Genomic DNA, 19,404 nt, shown 5'->3' on the forward strand with positions numbered 1-19,404 from the left:
ATTATGAAAGCACTTATCACAATCATCATGGGATTAGCACTAACAGCTTGTGGCGGAGGCGGCGGTGGTGGTAACAGTACACCACCTCCACCAGCTCAAACGACCGTTGCAGAGGAAGAGACTACCCAACAGGAAGAAACAACCGTAGAAGAGACTACCGTAACTGTAGAAAATGCAACCATGCAGGACCTAGTAGTACCAGATGGCTTTAGCTACAACCCAGTGACGGAAAGTACGCTCAATGTAGACATCAGTGGTTTCTCTTCACAACGAGCACACCTAAGCGTGTACAAAGAGTTTGTCGAGAACAGTTCAGGTAACTACGATGCAAAATACCCAAGCAAAGTCGCATCGGTTCCACTCAACAATGGTACAGCAAATGTCGACTTTAATGTTTCTGATAGCCAAGGTAGCCTACTTGTTGAAATTTGGTTCTATGACGGTAGTGACCCAATTCAGAAAGTGATTACTTCTGGAGACAACACTTGGACCATGTAACTGGGTAAATCGAAAGCTGTCTTTCAGAACAAATCTTCAATCTTTAACTTAAAAATCGCATCGTTCTTTTGAACATGCGATTTTTTTGTTGTAAAACAGTAAGATTATCCACCTAGCAAACTAAAGACAATGCAAGCACTGATTAGTACTGATGAACTCAATAGCCTTCTCGGCCAACCTAACGTCAAGCTCCTCGACGCTAGTATTGCGTTTCAAATCCCTTCTGAAGGTAAAAAGATTCAAGATAAGTGGATTCCAAATACTTTACGCTTTGATTACGACAATGACTTTTGCTTACCCGGTTCTTCCCTGCCGCATATGATGCCAACAGAAGAAGGCTTCAACCAAAGTGCGCAAGAACTCGGTTTGAACAACGAAGATTTGATTGTGGTTTACGACAACTCTGGCACTTTAGCCGCGCCAAGAGCTTGGTGGATGTTCAAAGCTATGGGACATGATAATGTTCGAGTCTTAAATGGCGGTCTTCCAGCTTGGATTGAAGCCGGATTCCCTGTTGAAAGTACCCTATCGCAACCAAGCGAAAGAGGTAACTTTGCGGGTAAGCTCAACCAAAATGCCTTTTTGAGTGCACAAGATGTTCTTGCTCATTCAACCAATAAAAGTGCCAACATCATCGATGCCAGAGCCAAAGCACGATTCCTTGGTGAAGTGCCTGAGCCACGAGAAGGTCTACGTAGTGGTCACATTCCAAATTCGGTTTGCTTACCGTTTCAAGAACTCTTGACCAACGGTCACATTAAACCAAATTCAGAGTTGCAACAGATATTTAGCGCACTAACGATAGATAGTGACAATTCGATTATTTTTAGTTGCGGTTCCGGTGTAACCGCATGCATTTTGTTACTCGCGGCGTATCAAATTGGTCTGGACAATCTGTCGGTGTACGACGGTTCTTGGACCGAATGGGGTGCTGACCACTCTCTACCTATCGAGCGTTAAGACAAGTGTCTGTTTAACAAAGTATCTTACGTTTATCTAAAGATGATGTGTTCCAATAAACTAAACGCAGCTTCTAAACCAAACTTGTCATTTCGAAATAGAAACTGGCTATGAGTGATTTGTCACCCCTCATAGCCTGACTACATCAAAAGCCGACTATTTCCGTTAGCGTTCAGATGTCGCGTTGCCGTGCATTTGCTCATCTAAGTTGAGCACGGTTAATGCGTTGCTAACGCTCGTGGCGATCACGTCTATCGCTCCAGTTCTTAATGCTCCGAGTAGAGCGAGCGGCTTGCTGTTCTCTGCTGCGATCGCAATGACTTCCGAGATCGACCGAAACTCTTCAATACCAAGTCCAATTACTCGGTCACTCATTACCGTGTTCGCTACATTACCGTGAATATCAAAGAAGTCATAACCTGCAAAATCCCCTACCACACCTTGTTGAAGTCTCGACTGAACCACTTCATCAGGCGTAAACCAACCTAAGTCGACCATGTAACTGTTTTCGCTCATGTCACCAATACCAACCAAAGCGACATCGGCTTTACGTGCTAGGTCGAGCGTTTGTTTCACGGTTGCATTTTGCATAAAGGCCAACTTCTGTTCTCTGTTTTCTGCGTAAGCCGGCGCATAAAGTGTTTCAGAGGTCCCCCCATATTTCTTCGCCAACTGACGACAAATATGGTCGGCGTTATACATACCGCCACGCGGGTGAATACCACCAATGCCACACACAAATTTACAGTCACGCGGCGTAATAACACCAATATGGTGAGCGACAGACGACACGTTGCGCCCTTGTCCGACCGTCACCACCATGCCGTTTTTGAGCGTGCTAGTGAGATAATTGGACACCAATCCCGATACCTGTAGTCGTTGCGCTTCTTCATTCGGTTGATCAAGAGCAACAAGCGCGCGCTTAACGCCGAATCGCTCGATCAAACGTTGTTCAATCTTGGCGCTAAACACCGGATGGTATTTAACGGTAATTTCAACAATGCCTTCATCACGCGCCTGCTTGAGCATTCGCCCGACCTTTGCGCGTGATATGGCAAATTTTCTCGATATCTCTTCCTGAGTCGCACCGTCTTGATAATACGCGACGGAAATCTCTGTCAACAAATCCGTGTTTTCAATGGAAATATCTTGATTAGAACTGCTCATGGTTTCTCTCGCCCTTTAAGAGGATCGATATTGTATGCAATAAGTGAACATATGCTCATTGACTTAGCATATGTTCTTTATCAATTTAAACGCTACATTTGCTCATCGCAATAACATTTTCTCACTACAATTTTTTACCCTCTTGGATAACGCTCAAGCTTTGAACAATAAGGGCAAACGTTTATTTGGGTTAACCACTAAACACACAGTAAAAAAACGTTGATGAAGTTCACTATAAGTCCATTTCAGCGATTGACTTTCAGCATAGATAGGATAAATATGGACACATCATTTACTCAGCTATCGATCAAATGTTCATAGCATTTGTTCGGTAACGAAATTTTCCGTAGTTGGCTGAGCAGATGTCTCATTAAATGCGATGAGACGGTTAGCTAACTCGCTTGCAAATGCACAAGCTGTGATAACAAAAATCACGCTTAAGCCCATTTAAATAGGATGATCGATTATGAGCAACAAGTTAGAGCAACTTCGTAAACTAACGACTGTAGTAGCAGACACTGGCGAGATTGATGCAATTAAAAAGTATCAGCCAGAAGACGCAACAACTAACCCTTCTCTTATCCTTAAAGCCGCTCAAATCGCAGAGTACGCACCTCTAATCGATGCTTCAATCGAATACGCTAAAGCACAGAGCAACGACAAAGCTCAACAAGTTCAAGATACTTGTGACATGCTTGCAGTAAACATCGGTAAAGAAATCCTAAAAACTATCCCAGGTCGTATCTCTACAGAAGTAGACGCTCGTCTATCTTACGATATGGAAGGCAGCGTAGCGAAAGCTCGTCAACTAGTGAAAATGTACAACGATGCAGGCATCACTAACGACCGTATCCTTATCAAACTGGCTTCAACTTGGGAAGGCATTCGCGCAGCTGAGATCCTAGAAAAAGAAGGCATCAACTGTAACCTAACGCTTCTATTCTCGTTCGCACAAGCACGTGCTTGTGCAGAAGCGGGTGTATTCCTAATCTCGCCATTCGTTGGTCGTATCATGGACTGGTACAAAGCGAAAGAAGGCCGTGACTTCGAAGCTCAAGAAGATCCAGGCGTACTATCTGTAACTAAGATCTACAACTACTACAAAGAATACGGCTACAAAACTGTAGTTATGGGCGCAAGCTTCCGTAATATCGGTGAGATCTTAGAGCTAGCTGGTTGTGACCGTCTAACTATCGCTCCTGCTCTACTTGCAGAACTAGAAGCAGCTGAAGGTGAAGTAGTTGAGAAACTAGTTGATTCTAAAGGCGCAGCTGAGCGTCCAGCACCAATGACTCACGCAGAGTTCCTGTGGGAACATAACCAAGACCCAATGGCTGTTGAGAAGCTGGCTGAAGGTATCCGCAACTTCGCCGTTGACCAAGGCAAACTAGAAGCGATGATCGAAGCTAAGCTTTAATTGCTTACCAAAAGCGAGTAGCCCGTCTACTCGCTTTTACCATCAGCACTATTTTCAAAAAATTCTATTTGAACTTGTTTCGGCGAGTTCCCTCTATTTAAATCAAATATCGAGAAGTAATCACTATGGATCGTAAACATCTAGCAAATGCAATCCGTGCGCTAAGCATGGATGGTGTTCAACAAGCTAACTCTGGTCACCCAGGTGCACCTATGGGTATGGCTGACATCGCTGAAGTTCTTTGGCGCTCTCATCTAAACCACAACCCATCAAACCCTGAGTGGGCAGACCGCGACCGTTTCGTACTGTCTAACGGCCACGGCTCAATGCTGATTTACTCTCTACTGCACCTTGCAGGTTACGAGTTGTCTATCGACGATCTGAAAAACTTCCGTCAGCTTCACTCTAAAACTCCTGGTCACCCAGAGTATGGTTACGCGCCAGGTATCGAGACCACAACGGGTCCGCTAGGTCAAGGCATCACTAACGCGGTTGGTATGGCTCTAGCTGAAAAAGCGCTAGCAGCGCAATTCAACAAAGAAGGCCACGACATCGTTGACCACTTCACTTACGTGTTCATGGGCGACGGCTGTCTGATGGAAGGTATTTCGCACGAGGCATGTTCTCTTGCAGGTACTCTTGGTCTAGGCAAGCTGATCGCATTCTGGGATGACAACGGCATCTCTATCGACGGTCACGTTGAAGGTTGGTTCTCTGACGACACACCTAAGCGTTTCGAAGCTTACGGTTGGCACGTAATCCCTGCAGTCGATGGTCACGATGCTGACGCAATCAACGCAGCAATTGAAGCAGCGAAAGCGGATCCACGTCCTACACTTATCTGTACTAAGACTATCATCGGTTTTGGTTCACCAAACAAATCTGGTTCACACGATTGTCACGGTGCGCCACTAGGTGCAGAAGAAATCGCAGCAACACGCAAAGAACTAGGTTGGGAGCACGGTCCTTTTGAAATTCCGCAAGAAGTCTACGCAGAATGGTCAGCGAAAGAAACAGGCGCAGCTAAGGAAGCAGCGTGGAACGAGAAATTTGCAGCTTATGAAGCAGCGTACCCTGAGCTGGCAGCTGAATTTAAACGCCGCGTAAACGGTGAGCTTCCTGCACAGTGGGAAGAGAAAGCAAGCCAAATCATTGCTGATCTTCAAGCTAACCCAGCAAACATTGCATCACGTAAAGCGTCTCAAAATGCTCTAGAAGCATTTGGTGCTCTACTACCAGAGTTCATGGGTGGCTCTGCTGACCTAGCACCTTCTAACCTAACCATGTGGTCTGGTTCTAAGTCTCTAGAAGCAAGCGACTTCTCTGGTAACTACATCCACTACGGCGTACGTGAATTCGGTATGACAGCGATCATGAACGGTATCGCGCTACACGGTGGTTTCGTTCCTTACGGCGCAACATTCCTAATGTTCATGGAGTACGCACGTAACGCAATGCGTATGGCTGCGCTGATGAAAATTCAGAACATCCAAGTGTACACGCATGACTCTATCGGTCTTGGCGAAGATGGTCCAACTCACCAACCAGTTGAGCAAATGGCATCGCTACGCCTAACACCAAACATGAGCACATGGCGTCCATGTGACCAAGTTGAGTCCGCTGTAGCTTGGAAGTTGGCGATTGAACGTAAGGATGCACCGACAGCACTTATCTTCTCTCGTCAAAACCTTGCGCAACAAGAGCGCACAGCAGAACAAGTAGCAGACATCGCGAAAGGTGCTTACATTCTGAAAGATTGCGAAGGCAAGCCAGAGCTAATCCTTATCGCAACAGGTTCTGAAGTTGAACTAGCAGTAGAAGCAGCAGCACAGCTAACTGCTGAAGGTAAGAAAGTACGCGTTGTTTCAATGCCATCAACAGATGCATTTGACAAACAAGACGCCGCTTACCGTGAAGCTGTACTGCCATCAGACGTAACAGCACGTATCGCAATTGAAGCAGGTATTGCTGACTTCTGGTACAAGTACGTAGGCTTTGACGGTCGCATCATTGGTATGACTTCATTCGGTGAATCTGCACCAGCTGGCGAACTATTCAAAATGTTTGGTTTCACGACTGAAAACGTAGTGAACACAGCAAAAGAGCTACTCGCGTAATTGCAGTAAAAAGATAGTCAGTTTTCTCTATTGCGAATGTGAAAACTGAAAAGCCCCACCAGCAATGGCGGGGCTTTCTTTTATCTGGCTCCTATTCGTGTAAACGCAGCCAGGACATAAACATTACAACTTTCGTTACGACTATTTGTCTTCAAATCGAAGTGCGAGCTGATAGAAATCTTGTACTTGGTCTTTTAACTGCCGGCTGTTTTGTTCCACTGAATGTGTTGCTGCCAAGTTTTGTTCTGCGGTCGAAGCGATAGAATGAATGTGCTGGTTTACATCACTAGATAGCTTTAACTGGTTATTCGCCGCTTCTGCTACATCAACCATCAGCCCACTCATGGTTTGCATCATCTGTTCAACTTCAGACAAACGCAACGCGCTTTGTTCTGCTACTTGAGAACAGGCATCGGTTTGCTCTTTGTTTGCCAGAATATCTTTCTGCCAACTTTGAATCGTTGCCAACATAGTGGAGATAGAAGCTTGGATTTGTTCAGTTGCATTGGATGTACGCCCAGAAAGCGCGCGGACCTCATCAGCTACAACAGCAAAACCACGACCTTGCTCCCCTGCCCTTGCTGCTTCAATCGCCGCGTTAAGTGCCAGTAAATTGGTTTGCTCTGCGATCCCACCAATCTCTTCCATCAAATGGTTCACCTTCTGCGCCTGATCACTCAGTTGATACGTCGTTTCCGTCGCTTTTTCAGCTTGAAGGCTTAATTGCGCTAGATTGGTGTGCGTTTGATCAATGGTCTCCTTCGCCATCAAGCATGACTTCAATGTATCATCAATCAACATATGGGCATCATTGGTACTCGAAGAAACCGAATTTGCCGACAACTCCACCTCTTGGGTAGCATCTCGCACACGATGAATATCGGTATTTTGCTGATTTAATGCAGCTGAGACTTCTGCCGTTGTTTGACTAAGCTCTTCGGCGCAATGCTGCAAAGGCAATGCGGAGTCAGTCATTCTTCCTAACACGGTTCGAATTCTTGCGGATAGCATTTTGATATGGAAATCGGCAATCGAAAATGCCGTGTTACCGGAATAGATCAAGCGACTTACGCTGTCATATTGCTTTTGTAACTTTTTAAGTTGCTGAGGTGTATCAATTAACTCTTGGCGGAATAACAGAGCCAGAACACTTGCAGGTAACGCACTTGCAAGCCAAGCCAACGGCCCTTCAACAGACAACGCATATGCGGTTGCAGGTGCGGTTAGTGCACCAAGTAGAATCGCATAGCGAATGGTTTCATTGATTTTCAACGACCAAGTTCGACCAGACTTCTCTGCAGCACGCATGCTTTTGTAGGCTTTTGTCGCAATATCAACCCACTCTCGCTTTGGTTTCACGCGCACTGATTGATACCCAACAACATGGTTGTCTTCGTAGATAGGGGTGACATAAGCATCAACCCAATAGTAACCGCCAGACTTAGTGGCATTCTTAACCATTCCACGCCAGGCTTTACCTTGTTTAAGGCGTGCCCACATATCACCGAAAGCGGCTTTAGGCATATCATTATGACGAACTATATTATGGTTCTGACCGACAAGTTCTTCGTGAGTGTATTCAGCAACGCGGCAAAAGGCTTCATTACAATATGTAATAACACCTTGTAAGTTCGTTGTTGAGACGAGTTCCTCAGACTCCCTCACGAGAGTTTCTTGAGCTTTATGAGAAATATTGGCTGACATAGACGAAACTTCTTTAGTTTTTATTGATTTTCGGCAAGATATATACAGGATTTTTATTTTTATTACAAAAAGTTAGATAAAAAGTCTTATCAAATCGACATTTTTATTGTGGGAATTCACATTATCGATAAAAACATAAAGAAGAGATTGTTGATTTGAGCTAATAAACAAACCCGACACGATAGGCCGGGTTATATATTAAGACTTAATTAAGCGGTTTGTGATTCTGGCTTTTTATTCGTTTTTAACGCAAACATCGCGATAACGAGTAACACAAATGGAAGAACATACAAATTAAGATTCTGCCAACCTACGGTAGACTCAAGCCAACCAGATAGTAATGCGGTGATGGTGACACAACTGAACACGAAGAATTCATTAAACGCTTGAGCCTTGCTTCTGTTTTTCGCTTCATAGCTTTGACTAAACAGCCCGGTTGCTGCGATAAACATAAAGTTCCACCCTATTCCTAACAGGATTAAAGCAAGACTAAAATGCCAGATAGACACTCCATGTATATTAATTCCAATGCAAGCAACAAATAGCAATCCACCCGCCAAAATCATATTCTTAGCGCCAAACCGCTCTATCAGACGGCCCGTGACAAACGCAGGTGCAAACATACCCAACACGTGCCATTCGATCACTCCCGCCGCTTTATCAAAATCAAAGCCACAACCAATCATCGCTAAAGGAGTTGCTGTCATTAAAATGTTCATCACCGCGTACGCAACCATTGCCGCGATAACTGCTAGCATGAAATTAGGTCGACGAATAATCAGTCTCAGCTTATCCGCCTTAGCGTGTAGCGCCTGCGTGTGTGCAGGTGGAAAACGAATGGTTTGTAGCACAACCAACGCAGTTATATAAAGCACGACAAGCACAGCAAATGCACTAATGTATAAGCCATCACCTGACCACTGCTGTGAGTACACCGCCAAATTAGGTCCAAGGATCGCCGCTAACACCCCACCCGCCATAGATATCGAAATCGCCCTATGCCTTGCCGACTCTTCACACACTTCAATGGCAGCAAACCTGTATAGAGTACCGAAACCTATACCAACACCAAGCAAAAACGTAGACATGCAGAACAGATAGAAGTTTTGTTGACTTAATGCATACGTCGCTAGACTAGCACCCAAAATACCAATGACATTACCAAGGCTAAAACCAAGGCGACGCCCTAACTTGCCCATAATTAGCGACGCGGGAATTGTCGCGGCCATCAGTCCCAAAAACTGCAGTGCAACTGGTAATGTGATAAAACTTGATGACGGCGCAAGTGTTTTGCCAATAAGGGCAATAACAGATATGAGTAAAATATTCCCTGTCATTAATAAGGCTTGGCAGAGGGATAGAAGCCATACATTACGATTCAATTCCAAATTCCTTTTGGTTACGACGTATACAGATAACATATAGGAAAGCAGAAACAATAGAAAGATATGAGAGTAATTCTCAACAAAAAGAGCCAGAGGCATAGTACCTCTGGCTCTTCACTATTCACTTTTCGCTTTTAAAAAGTTTTTCTGTTGAGCTTACTTGTTGCGGCGCGCTTTTACTGCATCAGAAAGCTGACGAAGTACCGTTTCCGTGTCTTCCCAGCCAATACATGCATCAGTGATCGACTGACCATAAGTGGCTGCTTTACCATCCACTAAGTCTTGGCGACCTTCAACTAAATGAGACTCGATCATCACTCCAAAAATGGCTTCTTCGCCACCAGAGATTTGCTCGGATACATCATCAGACACCAGCATTTGACGCTTGAACTGCTTCGAGCTGTTAGCATGGCTAAAATCAATCATCACTTTTTTCGGCAGACCTGCAGTGTCCAGCTCATCTTTAATTTGAGCTACATGTGCTGCACTGTAGTTTGGTTCTTTACCGCCACGTAGAATAATATGGCAGTCTGGATTACCAGCGGTTTCTACGATCGCGGAATGACCGTATTTTGTTACTGAAAGGAAGTGATGGGAAGCGCTTGCAGAACGAATCGCGTCGCTCGCTATTTTAATATTCCCGTCAGTACCGTTTTTGAAACCTACAGGACAAGAAAGACCAGAAGCTAGCTCGCGGTGAACCTGAGATTCTGTCGTACGAGCACCGATAGCGCCCCAACTGATCAAATCCGCCACGTACTGAGGTGTGATCATATCTAAGAATTCACTTGCCGTTGGCAAGCCCATATCGGTTAGATCAAGAAGAAGTTTACGTCCGATACGTAGACCATCATTTAGCTTATAGGTGTCATTTAAGTAAGGGTCATTGATAAGGCCTTTCCAACCAACGGTCGTACGCGGCTTTTCAAAATAAACTCGCATAACAACCTCAAGCTGCTCGCCCAGTTCATCACGTAGTACTTTTAGCTTTTTGCCGTACTCAACCGCGGCAGCCGGATCGTGAATAGAACACGGGCCAACGATCACGAGTAATCGATCGTCTTTTCCTTCAAGAATATTGTGAATGGCGTTACGGCAATCAAAAGTGGTCGAAGAAGCGGTTTCAGTCGCTGGGAACTTCTCTAATACTGCAACAGGTGGCAATAACTCTTTTACTCTATTTATTCTTACATCATCAGTTTGAAACATTACTTCTACTTCCTGGTTTTATTTCCGACCCCATTTTTACCAACTGAACTCATTGCAACATTGTTCACAAAGCGAGCAGCATCAAGGGCTGTGGTCATTTTCTGTCTAGCGTTTAAGTAACTTATCGGCTTAGGCGTAGACTTGCAATCAGTTTTTGCAAATAAATGCAAATAAAAACCACCTGTTAACCACCGCGCACAATGTAAAGTAAAGTTTACGAAAAAAAGTTCAAAATAATCATCAATTTTCTTATGCACCAAAAAATCTTTACTACAATGTAAGAAATATCAGAAGTTTGTGAGGTATTTTTGGGTAGTAAATGTTGATCAAGTTCAAATATATTGTTGCTTGATATGAAATGATTAGAATATTAAACTAATTTCTTATAAACGCTGGTTTTTTCTAATTTTTTGATAAAACGAAGTAGAAGTTAATATGCAATCAATACAAGGAAACATTATGAACAAAGTAGCAATTGCAGTAGCAGCAGTGGTAGCTGGTAGTAGCGCGCTTTTAAACTCTGCTCAAGCTGAAATGTACATCGGGGGCAAAGTGGGCATGACTACACTTGACGACGCTTGCTATCTAAATAGCCCTTGTGATGATGAAGCGTTCGGTGCAGGACTACATATCGGTTATGACTTTACCGATATCATCGGGCTAGAGTACGGCGTAGACTTCTTAGGCGACTATGAAGGAAACTCTAGGTCAGGGGCTAATACGATTAATACGATTGACGGCAATCTAACGGCTTTAACACTTGCACCTAAATTCAACTGGCACTTAAACGACTCTTGGAATCTATTTGCTAAGATCGGTGGTGCTTACATGATGTCTGATGACGAAACAGACTTTGTCCCAACAGGTTCTTTGGGTGCTGAATACTCGATCGATAGAAACTGGAGTGTTCGCGCTGAATACCAACGCTACCAAGATATGTCTGACGACGTGTGGGACGACATGGATGCTAACTTCTTTGGTATCGGTGTTAACTACAAATTCGCAGCAGCTCCAGTTGTTGCAGCAGTTGTAACGGAAGAAGTGATCGAGCCAGATCCAGAACCAGTGATGATGAGCAAGGTGCACAAAGAAGAGTACGGTACAGGTACGTTTGAATTCGATAGTGCTAAGTTAACAGAGTCCGTTTCTGAACGTCTGGACAACTTTGTTTCATTCTTGAACGAATATCCTCAAGCTCAAGTAGAGATTACTGGTTACACGGATAGCTCAGGCCCTGCGGCATACAACCAAAAACTGTCTGAGCGTCGTGCTCAATCTGTTGCTGATTACCTAACCGCAGCTGGCATTGGTTCAGATCGTTTGACAGTTAAAGGTATGGGTGAAGAAAACCCAGTTGCTGACAACAGCACTCGCGAAGGTCGTGAGAAAAACCGTCGCGTAGAAGTTGTGGTACCTTCATTTGAATACCAAGAGCTAGTTCAACCAGAATAAGCATCTATGATTCATGATCGATGATGTGGTAAAAATTAATGGGGTGCATTTGCACCCCATTTTGATCTCATATTAAGGGATATTGCCACTATGGTTTTGGGAAAAAGATCAACTCATTATCTTGCACCATAACGCAATCCATACCAGCTGCATGCGCCGCTCGCTTCCCCAACTCAGTATCCTCGAACACAAGACACTGTGACGCCTCCAAGTCGAGTTGTTCCGCGGCCACCAAAAAGGTATCTGGAAAGGGTTTATGGTTCTCTACATCACTCGCGGTTACTACAACATCCAACTTGTCTAATAAACCTGCATGGCTTAATAAGCGCATGGCACTTTCTCGTTGGCTGCCAGTCCCGACTGCAATTTTCTTATGGCCTAAATATTCCTCTAACACGATGTTCGTGCAAGGAATAACGTCACCATGAAGCTCCATAGCAGCGAATGTTTCCATTTTAAATGTCGCGACAATTTTAGGATCTAATGAAAGCTCATGCACACGATTTAGTTCCTCAACAATTTTAAAGCTCGGCATCCCTCCCAAACTGTGAAACCATTCCTGGCAAAACGGAAAATCAAAACGCTCAGCAGTTGCTTGCCAAGCTGCCAAATGGGCTGGCATGGTATCGATTAGAGTACCATCCATATCAAATATGAATCCCTCATAGGGTCTAAAATCAATCGTGCTCATGTCTTTTCTTCTATTTGTGCATCTGTAATGTTAATTTATCAGCTCTTTCAATCGTCCTTACCGGCATTTACTTATCATGCTCAAAATTTCGAACTCCGTCACAATTCAAGAGTGGGAAATTCAATTATCCCCAATTAGAGCTCAAGGAAATGGTGGCCAGAACGTTAACAAGGTAGCGTCCGCTATACACCTGCGCTTTGATATCCGGCATTCAAGCTTACCTGACTTTTACAAAGAGCGATTACTTGCACTTTCTGATAGTCGTATAAGTAAAGATGGCGTGATCATCATCAAAGCGCAACAATTTCGGACACAAGAACAAAATAAGGAAGACGCCCTAAATCGGCTTCAAGCATTGATAAAAGCTGCCGCTTTACAGGAGAAGAAGCGTATTAAAACGAAACCAACCCGCGCTTCTCAACGCCGACGACTTGATACAAAAAACAAGCACGGAGCGAAAAAACAGCAACGTAAAAAAGTGCTGTATTAGTGCATGTCGTTTTCTCGACATGTTAGTTGAACAACGTTTGCTAGCCCTTGGAAATCTCATTGGATTTCTCTTTTTAGTTACTTATTCAGGAAACAACAATATGACTATTAGGCAAAAACTCTACTTCCTCGGAGTTATCGCCATTTTAGGCATCGTGGCCCTTTTGGGTACGTCATCCCATTTTGAAAATAAGAGCAATGATCTTAATCACGCCATCAAACTCGTTGGTGATCTAGAAATACGCTTACTCAACTTACGCAGAAATGAAAAAGATTTCCTACTGCGTAGTAATGACAAATATCTAAATAAGTTTGACGCCAATGTTGACAAGTTTATAGACACAGAAAAAGAGCTTGCGAACATACTCAAGAGTAATGAATTACCTTCCAGTCAACAATTTAAGCAAGACTTGCTCGCATACCAAAGGGGCTTTCAGAATCTGGTCAGCGCTTACCAACGATACGGGCTTGATTCAAAGAGTGGGCTTCTCGCCGGTTACGAACAAGCACTATTAGAAGCTAAACAACGTTCAGACCACCAGCAGTTATTGGCATTAGTCCGTTTTGACTCTGCGGTAAAAGCAGGACTATTCAATAGTGACTTGCTTGAGGGGCAATATGCTCCTGAGCTTATCAAAACAGGTAAGCAATTGGCGGCCCAAAAGCAAGTTGTTGGGGTTGCTTATGACAAAGGCCTACTCGGTGAAACTCGCGCATTATCCCATGCCGTAGAAGAGCAATTTGAAACCTTTTCCACAGCCCTTAGCTCTGCTGCCGCACAACGTGATGAACAAATGTCGACCATCAAGCAGGTCATTACAGCTCTGATCTTAGTCGTTATTTTCGCATTGATTTGGCAAATTTCACGTTCAATCAATACGCGAGTGAATAGCTTACTTGGCACCATTCGAAGTATCAGCGAAACGAACAACATGGGACTTCGATCTGATTTGAAAGGTCAAGACGAGCTATTTGATATCAGTCATCACCTCAATGACCTATTGGATAAGCTTGAGCATCTAATTAGTAGTACCCAAGAAAAATCGGCGCAACTCACTGCAAGTACCGATAATATGCATCGTGAGTTAGAAGGCGTTATGGAGCAATTCCACACTCAAACTGACCACACTGCATCAATGGCGACGGCAGTTCAGCAAATGGTTGCCACAATAGGTGAAATCTCTGAAAGCACATCAGTTGCGGTAGAAGGCGTGCATCAGGCAGCGAATAATGCCGAACAAGGTCGAGGAGTTGTTGAGGCGACGGTAACCAACATCGGTCAACTAACCACGATTTTATCAAACAGCCAACAGTCGATTGGCTCGCTGAATCAGCATGTAGATAAAATTGGTGGTGCCGTGAACATCATCCAAGAAATTGCAGAGCAAACCAACCTACTAGCTCTCAACGCAGCAATTGAAGCCGCGCGAGCAGGCGAACAAGGCCGCGGGTTTGCAGTTGTTGCCGATGAAGTACGCGCCCTAGCTAGCCGAACTCATCAATCCACAGAGGAAATCACGCGGGTCGTTGCAGATATTCAAACTCAAATGTCGACAGTTGTTGCTGATATTGATCAATGTAACGATCAAGGGCAACAAACACTTAATGCTTCTGAAAAACTGGATTCTAGCCTGCAGCAGATCATCACTGACATGCATTCAATTCAAGGTAATTCGGAGCGCATAGCTTCAGCAATTGAAGAACAAGGTATCGTTATGAACCAAGTTAGCGGTTCAATCACCGAGCTAAACGCAATATCTGAGAATAACATGCAATCCGCTCAGGAATGCTTGCATGAAGTGAACTCTGTCTCTGCTCAAGCTCATGATATGGATGAAGCCGTTGCACAATTCAAAACTGCGCTAAAATAACCCTTTTCAAAATAGAAAGCCCGAGGCAATCATTGCTTCGGGCTTTTTTTCAATTGTCACTTCGTGCTTACTGCGCACTTCGGATGTGATTATTCATCATCAAGAGGAACCAGCTTGGTGTTGCCGCCATGAACTTTCTCACGCTGTCTTTGCACCAGAGCGTAGAAGCCTGGGATCAAGAATGTACCTGCTAGAAGCACACACAATAGACCACCAATCAGCGACACGCCGAGTGAGTTTTGACTCACGTGCCCCGCGCCAGCGGCAAAGATAAGCGGGAAGATACCCAGGATAAATGACCAAGATGTCATATTCACAGCGCGGAAACGTAACGTGCCTCCTTTAACCGCTGCACTATCGATATCAGCATCTTTTTCTTCACGCTCTTGCTTGGCGAACTCCACAATCAAAATTGCGTTTTTCGCCGCCAAGGCTATGAGCAAGACAAGACCAATTTGGGCATACAAGTTAAGCGGCGTGCCAGTTAGATTCAACGCAAGGAAGGAACCTAACGTTGCTACTGGGACCACCAAAATAATAGCCAGTGGAATACTCCAACTCTCATACTGAGCCACCATAAACAAGTAAATGAAGATCAAAGCCAGCGCAAACGCATAAATGGCTTGGTTACCCGCGAGCACTTCCTGATAAGCCATACCTGTCCATTCATACGTGTACCCTTGTGGAAGAACTTCAGCAGCAACGCGTTCCATTGCGGCAATCGCATCACCACTAGAGTAACCCGGTGCTGGTTGGCCTTGAATGATAGCACTGCGGTACATGTTGTAACGCCATGCCACATCAGGCTCAAACACTTGCTCGTAGCTCACTAGCGTACTTAACGGGACCATATCACCGTTCGAAGAACGAACATGGAAACGCTCTAGATCTTCCATGCTGCTACGGTGCTGGCTATCAGCTTGCATGGTTACGCGGAAGTTCTTACCAAACATGGTGAAGTCATTCACATAAAGCGAACCTAAGTTGCCTTGCAAGGTTTGGAAAATAGACGACAGCGAAATACCTAATTGCTGCGCTTTCTCACGATCGATATCAACGTAGTAGTGCGGAACATTCGCGCGGAACGTGCTAAACGTGTAGGCAATTTCAGGCGCTTGGTTAGCCGCTTGGATCATTTCTCCCATGACCATCGACAAGTCGGTACGACTTCGCCCTAGCGTGTCTTCAAGCACAAACTCAAAACCAGACGCAGCGCCCATACCTGGAACCGCCGGTGGTCCCATCGCAAAAACAACCGCTTGAGGTAACTCTGTCGCCGCTCGCCCGTTAATACGTGCCGCGATAGCATTAGCAGAGTGCTCTCCTTGCAGCGAGTTACGAGTATCCCAGTCATGCAATTTGATAAATACAGAAGCACCGTTTGATGCTGCTGCGCCTGTCATAAACGAATAACCGTTCGCAACCGTCACACCATCCACACCAGGTTCTTCACCGATCATTTTCATTAAATCATTGGTGACTTCTTCAGTGCGTGATAAAGAGGCTGAATCTGGTAGCTGTACGTTAACCAGCAAAATGCCTTTATCTTCTTGAGGAACAAACGCTGTAGAGGTGGTTTTCGCAAAGAAAGTGACCGCTGCGATAGCAACTATAAAGAACGTCACGAGCAGTAAAGACTTCTTCACCAAGAAACCAGCGATCTGGCCATAACGCGTAGTGATGCGCTCTAAGCCTCGGTTGAAAGCCTGGAACCAGTTAGCGGTATTGCCCCCACCCTGCTTCAATACCAGAGAACAAAGTGCTGGAGACAGCGTCAATGCATTGATGGATGAAATCACAACCGAAATACAGATGGTCAAAGCGAACTGGCGATACATGATACCGGTGATACCTGGCAGCATGGCGACGGGTATGAATACCGCAAGTAGAACCAAGGTCGACGTGATGATTGGTCCCGTTACTTCTTTCATCGCTAGCAACGTCGCTTTACGCGGTGAAATGGTTGGGTCTTTCGCCATGGTAGTATCGACGTTTTCGATAACCAGAATCGCATCGTCCACCACGATACCAATCGCAAGGATCAAGCCAAACAAAGTAACCGTATTAATGGTGAAGCCCGTTGCCTGCATGATGGCAAACGTACCAATCAGAGAAACGGGGATCGCGACAACAGGAATCAACGTTGCACGCGCACTACCCAAGAACAAGTAAGTTACAGCAATCACCAATAGAATCGCTTCAATCAGTGTTTTTACTACCCCTTTGATCGATTCAGATACGAACACGGTTGTATCGTAGCTGGTCTCGTATTCCATTCCCTCTGGGAAGTTTTTGCTCAAGCCTTCAAGGAGCTCCATGACGGCCTGACCACTTTCTAACGCATTCGCATCCGATTGAAGAGACAACGCAACGATTGACGCGTCCTGGCCACGGAACTTACCGTTACCATCGTAGAACTTTTTGCCTAGTTCAACGCGAGCAACATCTTTCAGATAAACCGTAGAGCCATTGGGATTAGCTCGAAGGACTACGTTCTCAAACTCACTCACGCTTTCCAAGCGACCTTTGGTCACAAGGTTAAACTGAACTTCTTGCGGATTGTTGTATGGTGCTGCACCTACACGCCCTGCCGCAACTTGAACGTTCTGTTCAGCCAAAGCGGCGTATACGTCTGACGTGGTTAGCTTAAGGTTGGCCATTTTTTCAGGATCTAACCAAACACGCATTGCGTATTCGCCACCACCAATCACGTTAACTTCACTGATACCTTTCGCACGAGCCAACTGATCTTTTACATTCAAGTTAATGTAGTTAATCAAGAACTGATCATCGTATTTGCCATCAGGTGAATAGAAGTTAAGTACCATCAGCAAGTCAGGTGAACGCTTTTTCACCGTCACACCAACCATGCGAACTTCTTGAGGCAGTTTTGACTCAATCTGTGACACGCGGTTTTGCACGTTAACTTGCGCCATATCTGGATCGGTGCCGACATCAAACGTGACGTTTAGGCTGTAAGAGCCATCGTTCGCGCTCTTTGAAGACATGTATATCATATCCTCAACGCCGTTGACTGAGGTCTCTATGGGGTCAGCAATGGCCTGCTCGACAACTTCCGCACTCGCACCGGTGTAGTATGCCGAAACGCTGACTGATGGCGGACTTATCTGTGGGTACTCCGCCACTGGCAAAATCGCCAGTGAGATCGCGCCGGCTAGCGTTAATATGATCGAAATAACCAGCGCGAATTTAGGTCTCTGAATAAAGAAACGACTTAACATAGTGCCCCCTACTGCTTATCTTCAGCAGGTGCTTGAAGGCGCACTTCTACACCATTACGCACACGTTGTAGGCCTTGTGTAATAACCGTATCTTCCTGATCGAGCCCTTCTCGAATGATAATGCCTTGTTCAACCTGAGGGCCAAGCTCGACGTTACGACGCTCTGCCACACTTCCCTCAGCCATCACCATCACAAAGTCACCTTCTAAGTCAGTCTGTACGGCACGTCGTGGGATAACAATAACGTCTTTCGTGTTCTTATCTCTCAAGTTCACTTTGATGTGTTGACCCGGAAGTAACTTCTGCTCTGGGTTTGGCACTAGCGCGCGCATAGCAATCGTACCCGTTTTGGTGTCAATACGATTACCTAAGAAATCAAGCTTACCTAGATGCTCAAAAAACTGTCCATTTTCCAGTTCAAGCTGAACTTCAACGCGGTTTGATTCAGCCGAGCCATCACCTTTTACTTGATCCATACCCATAGCTAAACGCTCACGCTCACTCACACTAAATGAGGTATGAACTGGATCTAAACTCACCAGAGTTGTCAGCACGCCAGATGATGGAGAAACCAGATCACCCGTACTAACTTTGTATCACTAATACGTCCGCTAAAAGGTGCTCGGATTTGAGTATAGGAAAGGTTAACTTCAGCAAGTTTAAGTTGAGCATTTGCCGCTTCTAGCTCTGCTCTCGCACCAAGAAGTGCCGCAGTTAAAGCATCAAACTCAGATTGAGAGATACTACCGCGAGGCAACAAGTTTTTACCTCGAGTATGATCTAATTCGGCTTTTTTTAGCGCCGCTTTAGCTTGTGCAAGTGCGGCTTTAGCACTCGCGACTTGGGCTTCAAAAGAAGATGGCTCGATAGAGTAAAGGAGCTGCCCTTTTTCTACCATTTGCCCCTCTTCAAAGTGACGAGCTTTTAAGTAGCCAGAAATCTGCGCGGTAATATTGGTATCTTCTACTGCTTCAATGCGACCGATATAAGACTTGCTCGGTTGGTAGTCGATAACCGTGACATCCTGAGTCACTACGAGAGGCGCTTGACCTTTCGTTTGGGCATTATTAGCTTCCCCGCATCCAGCGAGGATTGCTGTAGCCGCCATTAGTGCGACAAGTGGTTTCTTTTGCATGTATTTACCGTCTTTATAGAACAGGATATTGTTGAATTCCTATCAACCTTACTCCTTGCTGCCACTG

At 45.0% G+C, this 19,404-nt stretch carries 13 protein-coding genes and 1 pseudogene; 7 read left to right on the top strand and 7 right to left on the bottom strand.

All coding sequences use genetic code 11. From position 1 onward, the window contains the following. The first annotated feature begins 3 nt into the window (after positions 1-3). Together R8O10_RS04380 and R8O10_RS04385 are read left to right on the top strand one after the other, a co-directional pair. Positions 4-498, top strand: coding sequence for a hypothetical protein (locus R8O10_RS04380; RefSeq protein ID WP_318191143.1), 495 nt, complete (start codon positions 4-6; stop codon positions 496-498). A 129-nt stretch (positions 499-627) separates the two neighbouring features. Beyond that, positions 628-1,458 carry a sulfurtransferase gene (locus tag R8O10_RS04385; protein WP_065275193.1) on the top strand — a complete coding sequence of 277 codons (831 nt, stop codon included), beginning with the start codon at positions 628-630 and terminating at the stop codon, positions 1,456-1,458. A gap of 165 nt (positions 1,459-1,623) precedes the next feature. Here the strand turns inward: R8O10_RS04385 and R8O10_RS04390 are convergent, their stop codons facing one another. Continuing rightward, positions 1,624-2,625, bottom strand: a complete 1,002-nt coding sequence (locus R8O10_RS04390; protein ID WP_065275192.1) for a sugar-binding transcriptional regulator — start codon at positions 2,623-2,625, stop codon at positions 1,624-1,626. Positions 2,626-3,091: 466 nt separating this feature from the next. Between R8O10_RS04390 and tal the strand changes: the two genes are divergently transcribed. Together tal and tkt are read left to right on the top strand one after the other, a co-directional pair. Next, positions 3,092-4,042 carry a transaldolase gene (tal, locus tag R8O10_RS04395; RefSeq protein ID WP_005373488.1) on the top strand — a complete coding sequence of 317 codons (951 nt, stop codon included), beginning with the start codon at positions 3,092-3,094 and terminating at the stop codon, positions 4,040-4,042. A 125-nt stretch (positions 4,043-4,167) separates the two neighbouring features. After that, positions 4,168-6,159 carry a transketolase gene (tkt, locus tag R8O10_RS04400; protein WP_042522667.1) on the top strand — a complete coding sequence of 664 codons (1,992 nt, stop codon included), beginning with the start codon at positions 4,168-4,170 and terminating at the stop codon, positions 6,157-6,159. Between the two features lie 141 nt (positions 6,160-6,300). On the opposite strand, the gene R8O10_RS04405 is transcribed toward tkt, so the two are convergent. From R8O10_RS04405 to aroG, 3 genes are all read right to left on the bottom strand, one after another. Beyond that, entirely contained in the window at positions 6,301-7,863 is a 1,563-nt protein-coding gene (locus R8O10_RS04405; RefSeq protein ID WP_065275191.1) for a methyl-accepting chemotaxis protein, read from the bottom strand. 209 nt (positions 7,864-8,072) lie between these two features. After that, a complete protein-coding gene (locus R8O10_RS04410) occupies positions 8,073-9,245 on the bottom strand; it encodes an MFS transporter (protein WP_025767923.1) in 1,173 nt (390 codons plus the stop codon). A gap of 159 nt (positions 9,246-9,404) precedes the next feature. Next, a complete protein-coding gene (gene aroG / locus R8O10_RS04415) occupies positions 9,405-10,457 on the bottom strand; it encodes a 3-deoxy-7-phosphoheptulonate synthase AroG (protein ID WP_005389030.1) in 1,053 nt (350 codons plus the stop codon). A 459-nt stretch (positions 10,458-10,916) separates the two neighbouring features. Here aroG and R8O10_RS04420 point away from each other — a divergent pair, with 459 nt between their 5' ends. Further along, on the top strand, positions 10,917-11,909 hold the full coding sequence (locus R8O10_RS04420) for an OmpA family protein (RefSeq protein WP_005373499.1): 993 nt from the start codon (positions 10,917-10,919) through the stop codon (positions 11,907-11,909). An 88-nt stretch (positions 11,910-11,997) separates the two neighbouring features. Here R8O10_RS04420 and R8O10_RS04425 read toward each other — a convergent pair whose 3' ends face one another. Next, positions 11,998-12,600, bottom strand: coding sequence for a beta-phosphoglucomutase family hydrolase (locus R8O10_RS04425; protein ID WP_270007478.1), 603 nt, complete (start codon positions 12,598-12,600; stop codon positions 11,998-12,000). Between the two features lie 76 nt (positions 12,601-12,676). Here R8O10_RS04425 and arfB point away from each other — a divergent pair, with 76 nt between their 5' ends. Further along, positions 12,677-13,090 carry an alternative ribosome rescue aminoacyl-tRNA hydrolase ArfB gene (arfB, locus tag R8O10_RS04430; protein WP_017635196.1) on the top strand — a complete coding sequence of 138 codons (414 nt, stop codon included), beginning with the start codon at positions 12,677-12,679 and terminating at the stop codon, positions 13,088-13,090. Positions 13,091-13,190: 100 nt separating this feature from the next. Further along, entirely contained in the window at positions 13,191-14,960 is a 1,770-nt protein-coding gene (locus R8O10_RS04435; protein WP_025767924.1) for a methyl-accepting chemotaxis protein, read from the top strand. Between the two features lie 89 nt (positions 14,961-15,049). On the opposite strand, the gene vmeZ is transcribed toward R8O10_RS04435, so the two are convergent. Next, the gene (gene vmeZ / locus R8O10_RS04440) at positions 15,050-18,202 is read right to left on the bottom strand and encodes a multidrug efflux RND transporter permease subunit VmeZ (protein WP_017635194.1); all 3,153 of its coding nucleotides are present in this window, start codon (positions 18,200-18,202) and stop codon (positions 15,050-15,052) included. An 8-nt stretch (positions 18,203-18,210) separates the two neighbouring features. Then, positions 18,211-19,337 (bottom strand): annotated as a pseudogene (gene vmeY / locus R8O10_RS04445) (multidrug efflux RND transporter periplasmic adaptor subunit VmeY). Positions 19,338-19,404: the final 67 nt, after the last annotated feature.

The sequence above is a fragment of the Vibrio sp. 1727 genome (genome assembly GCF_033344415.1).
Taxonomy (GTDB): Bacteria; Pseudomonadota; Gammaproteobacteria; order Enterobacterales; family Vibrionaceae; genus Vibrio; species Vibrio alginolyticus.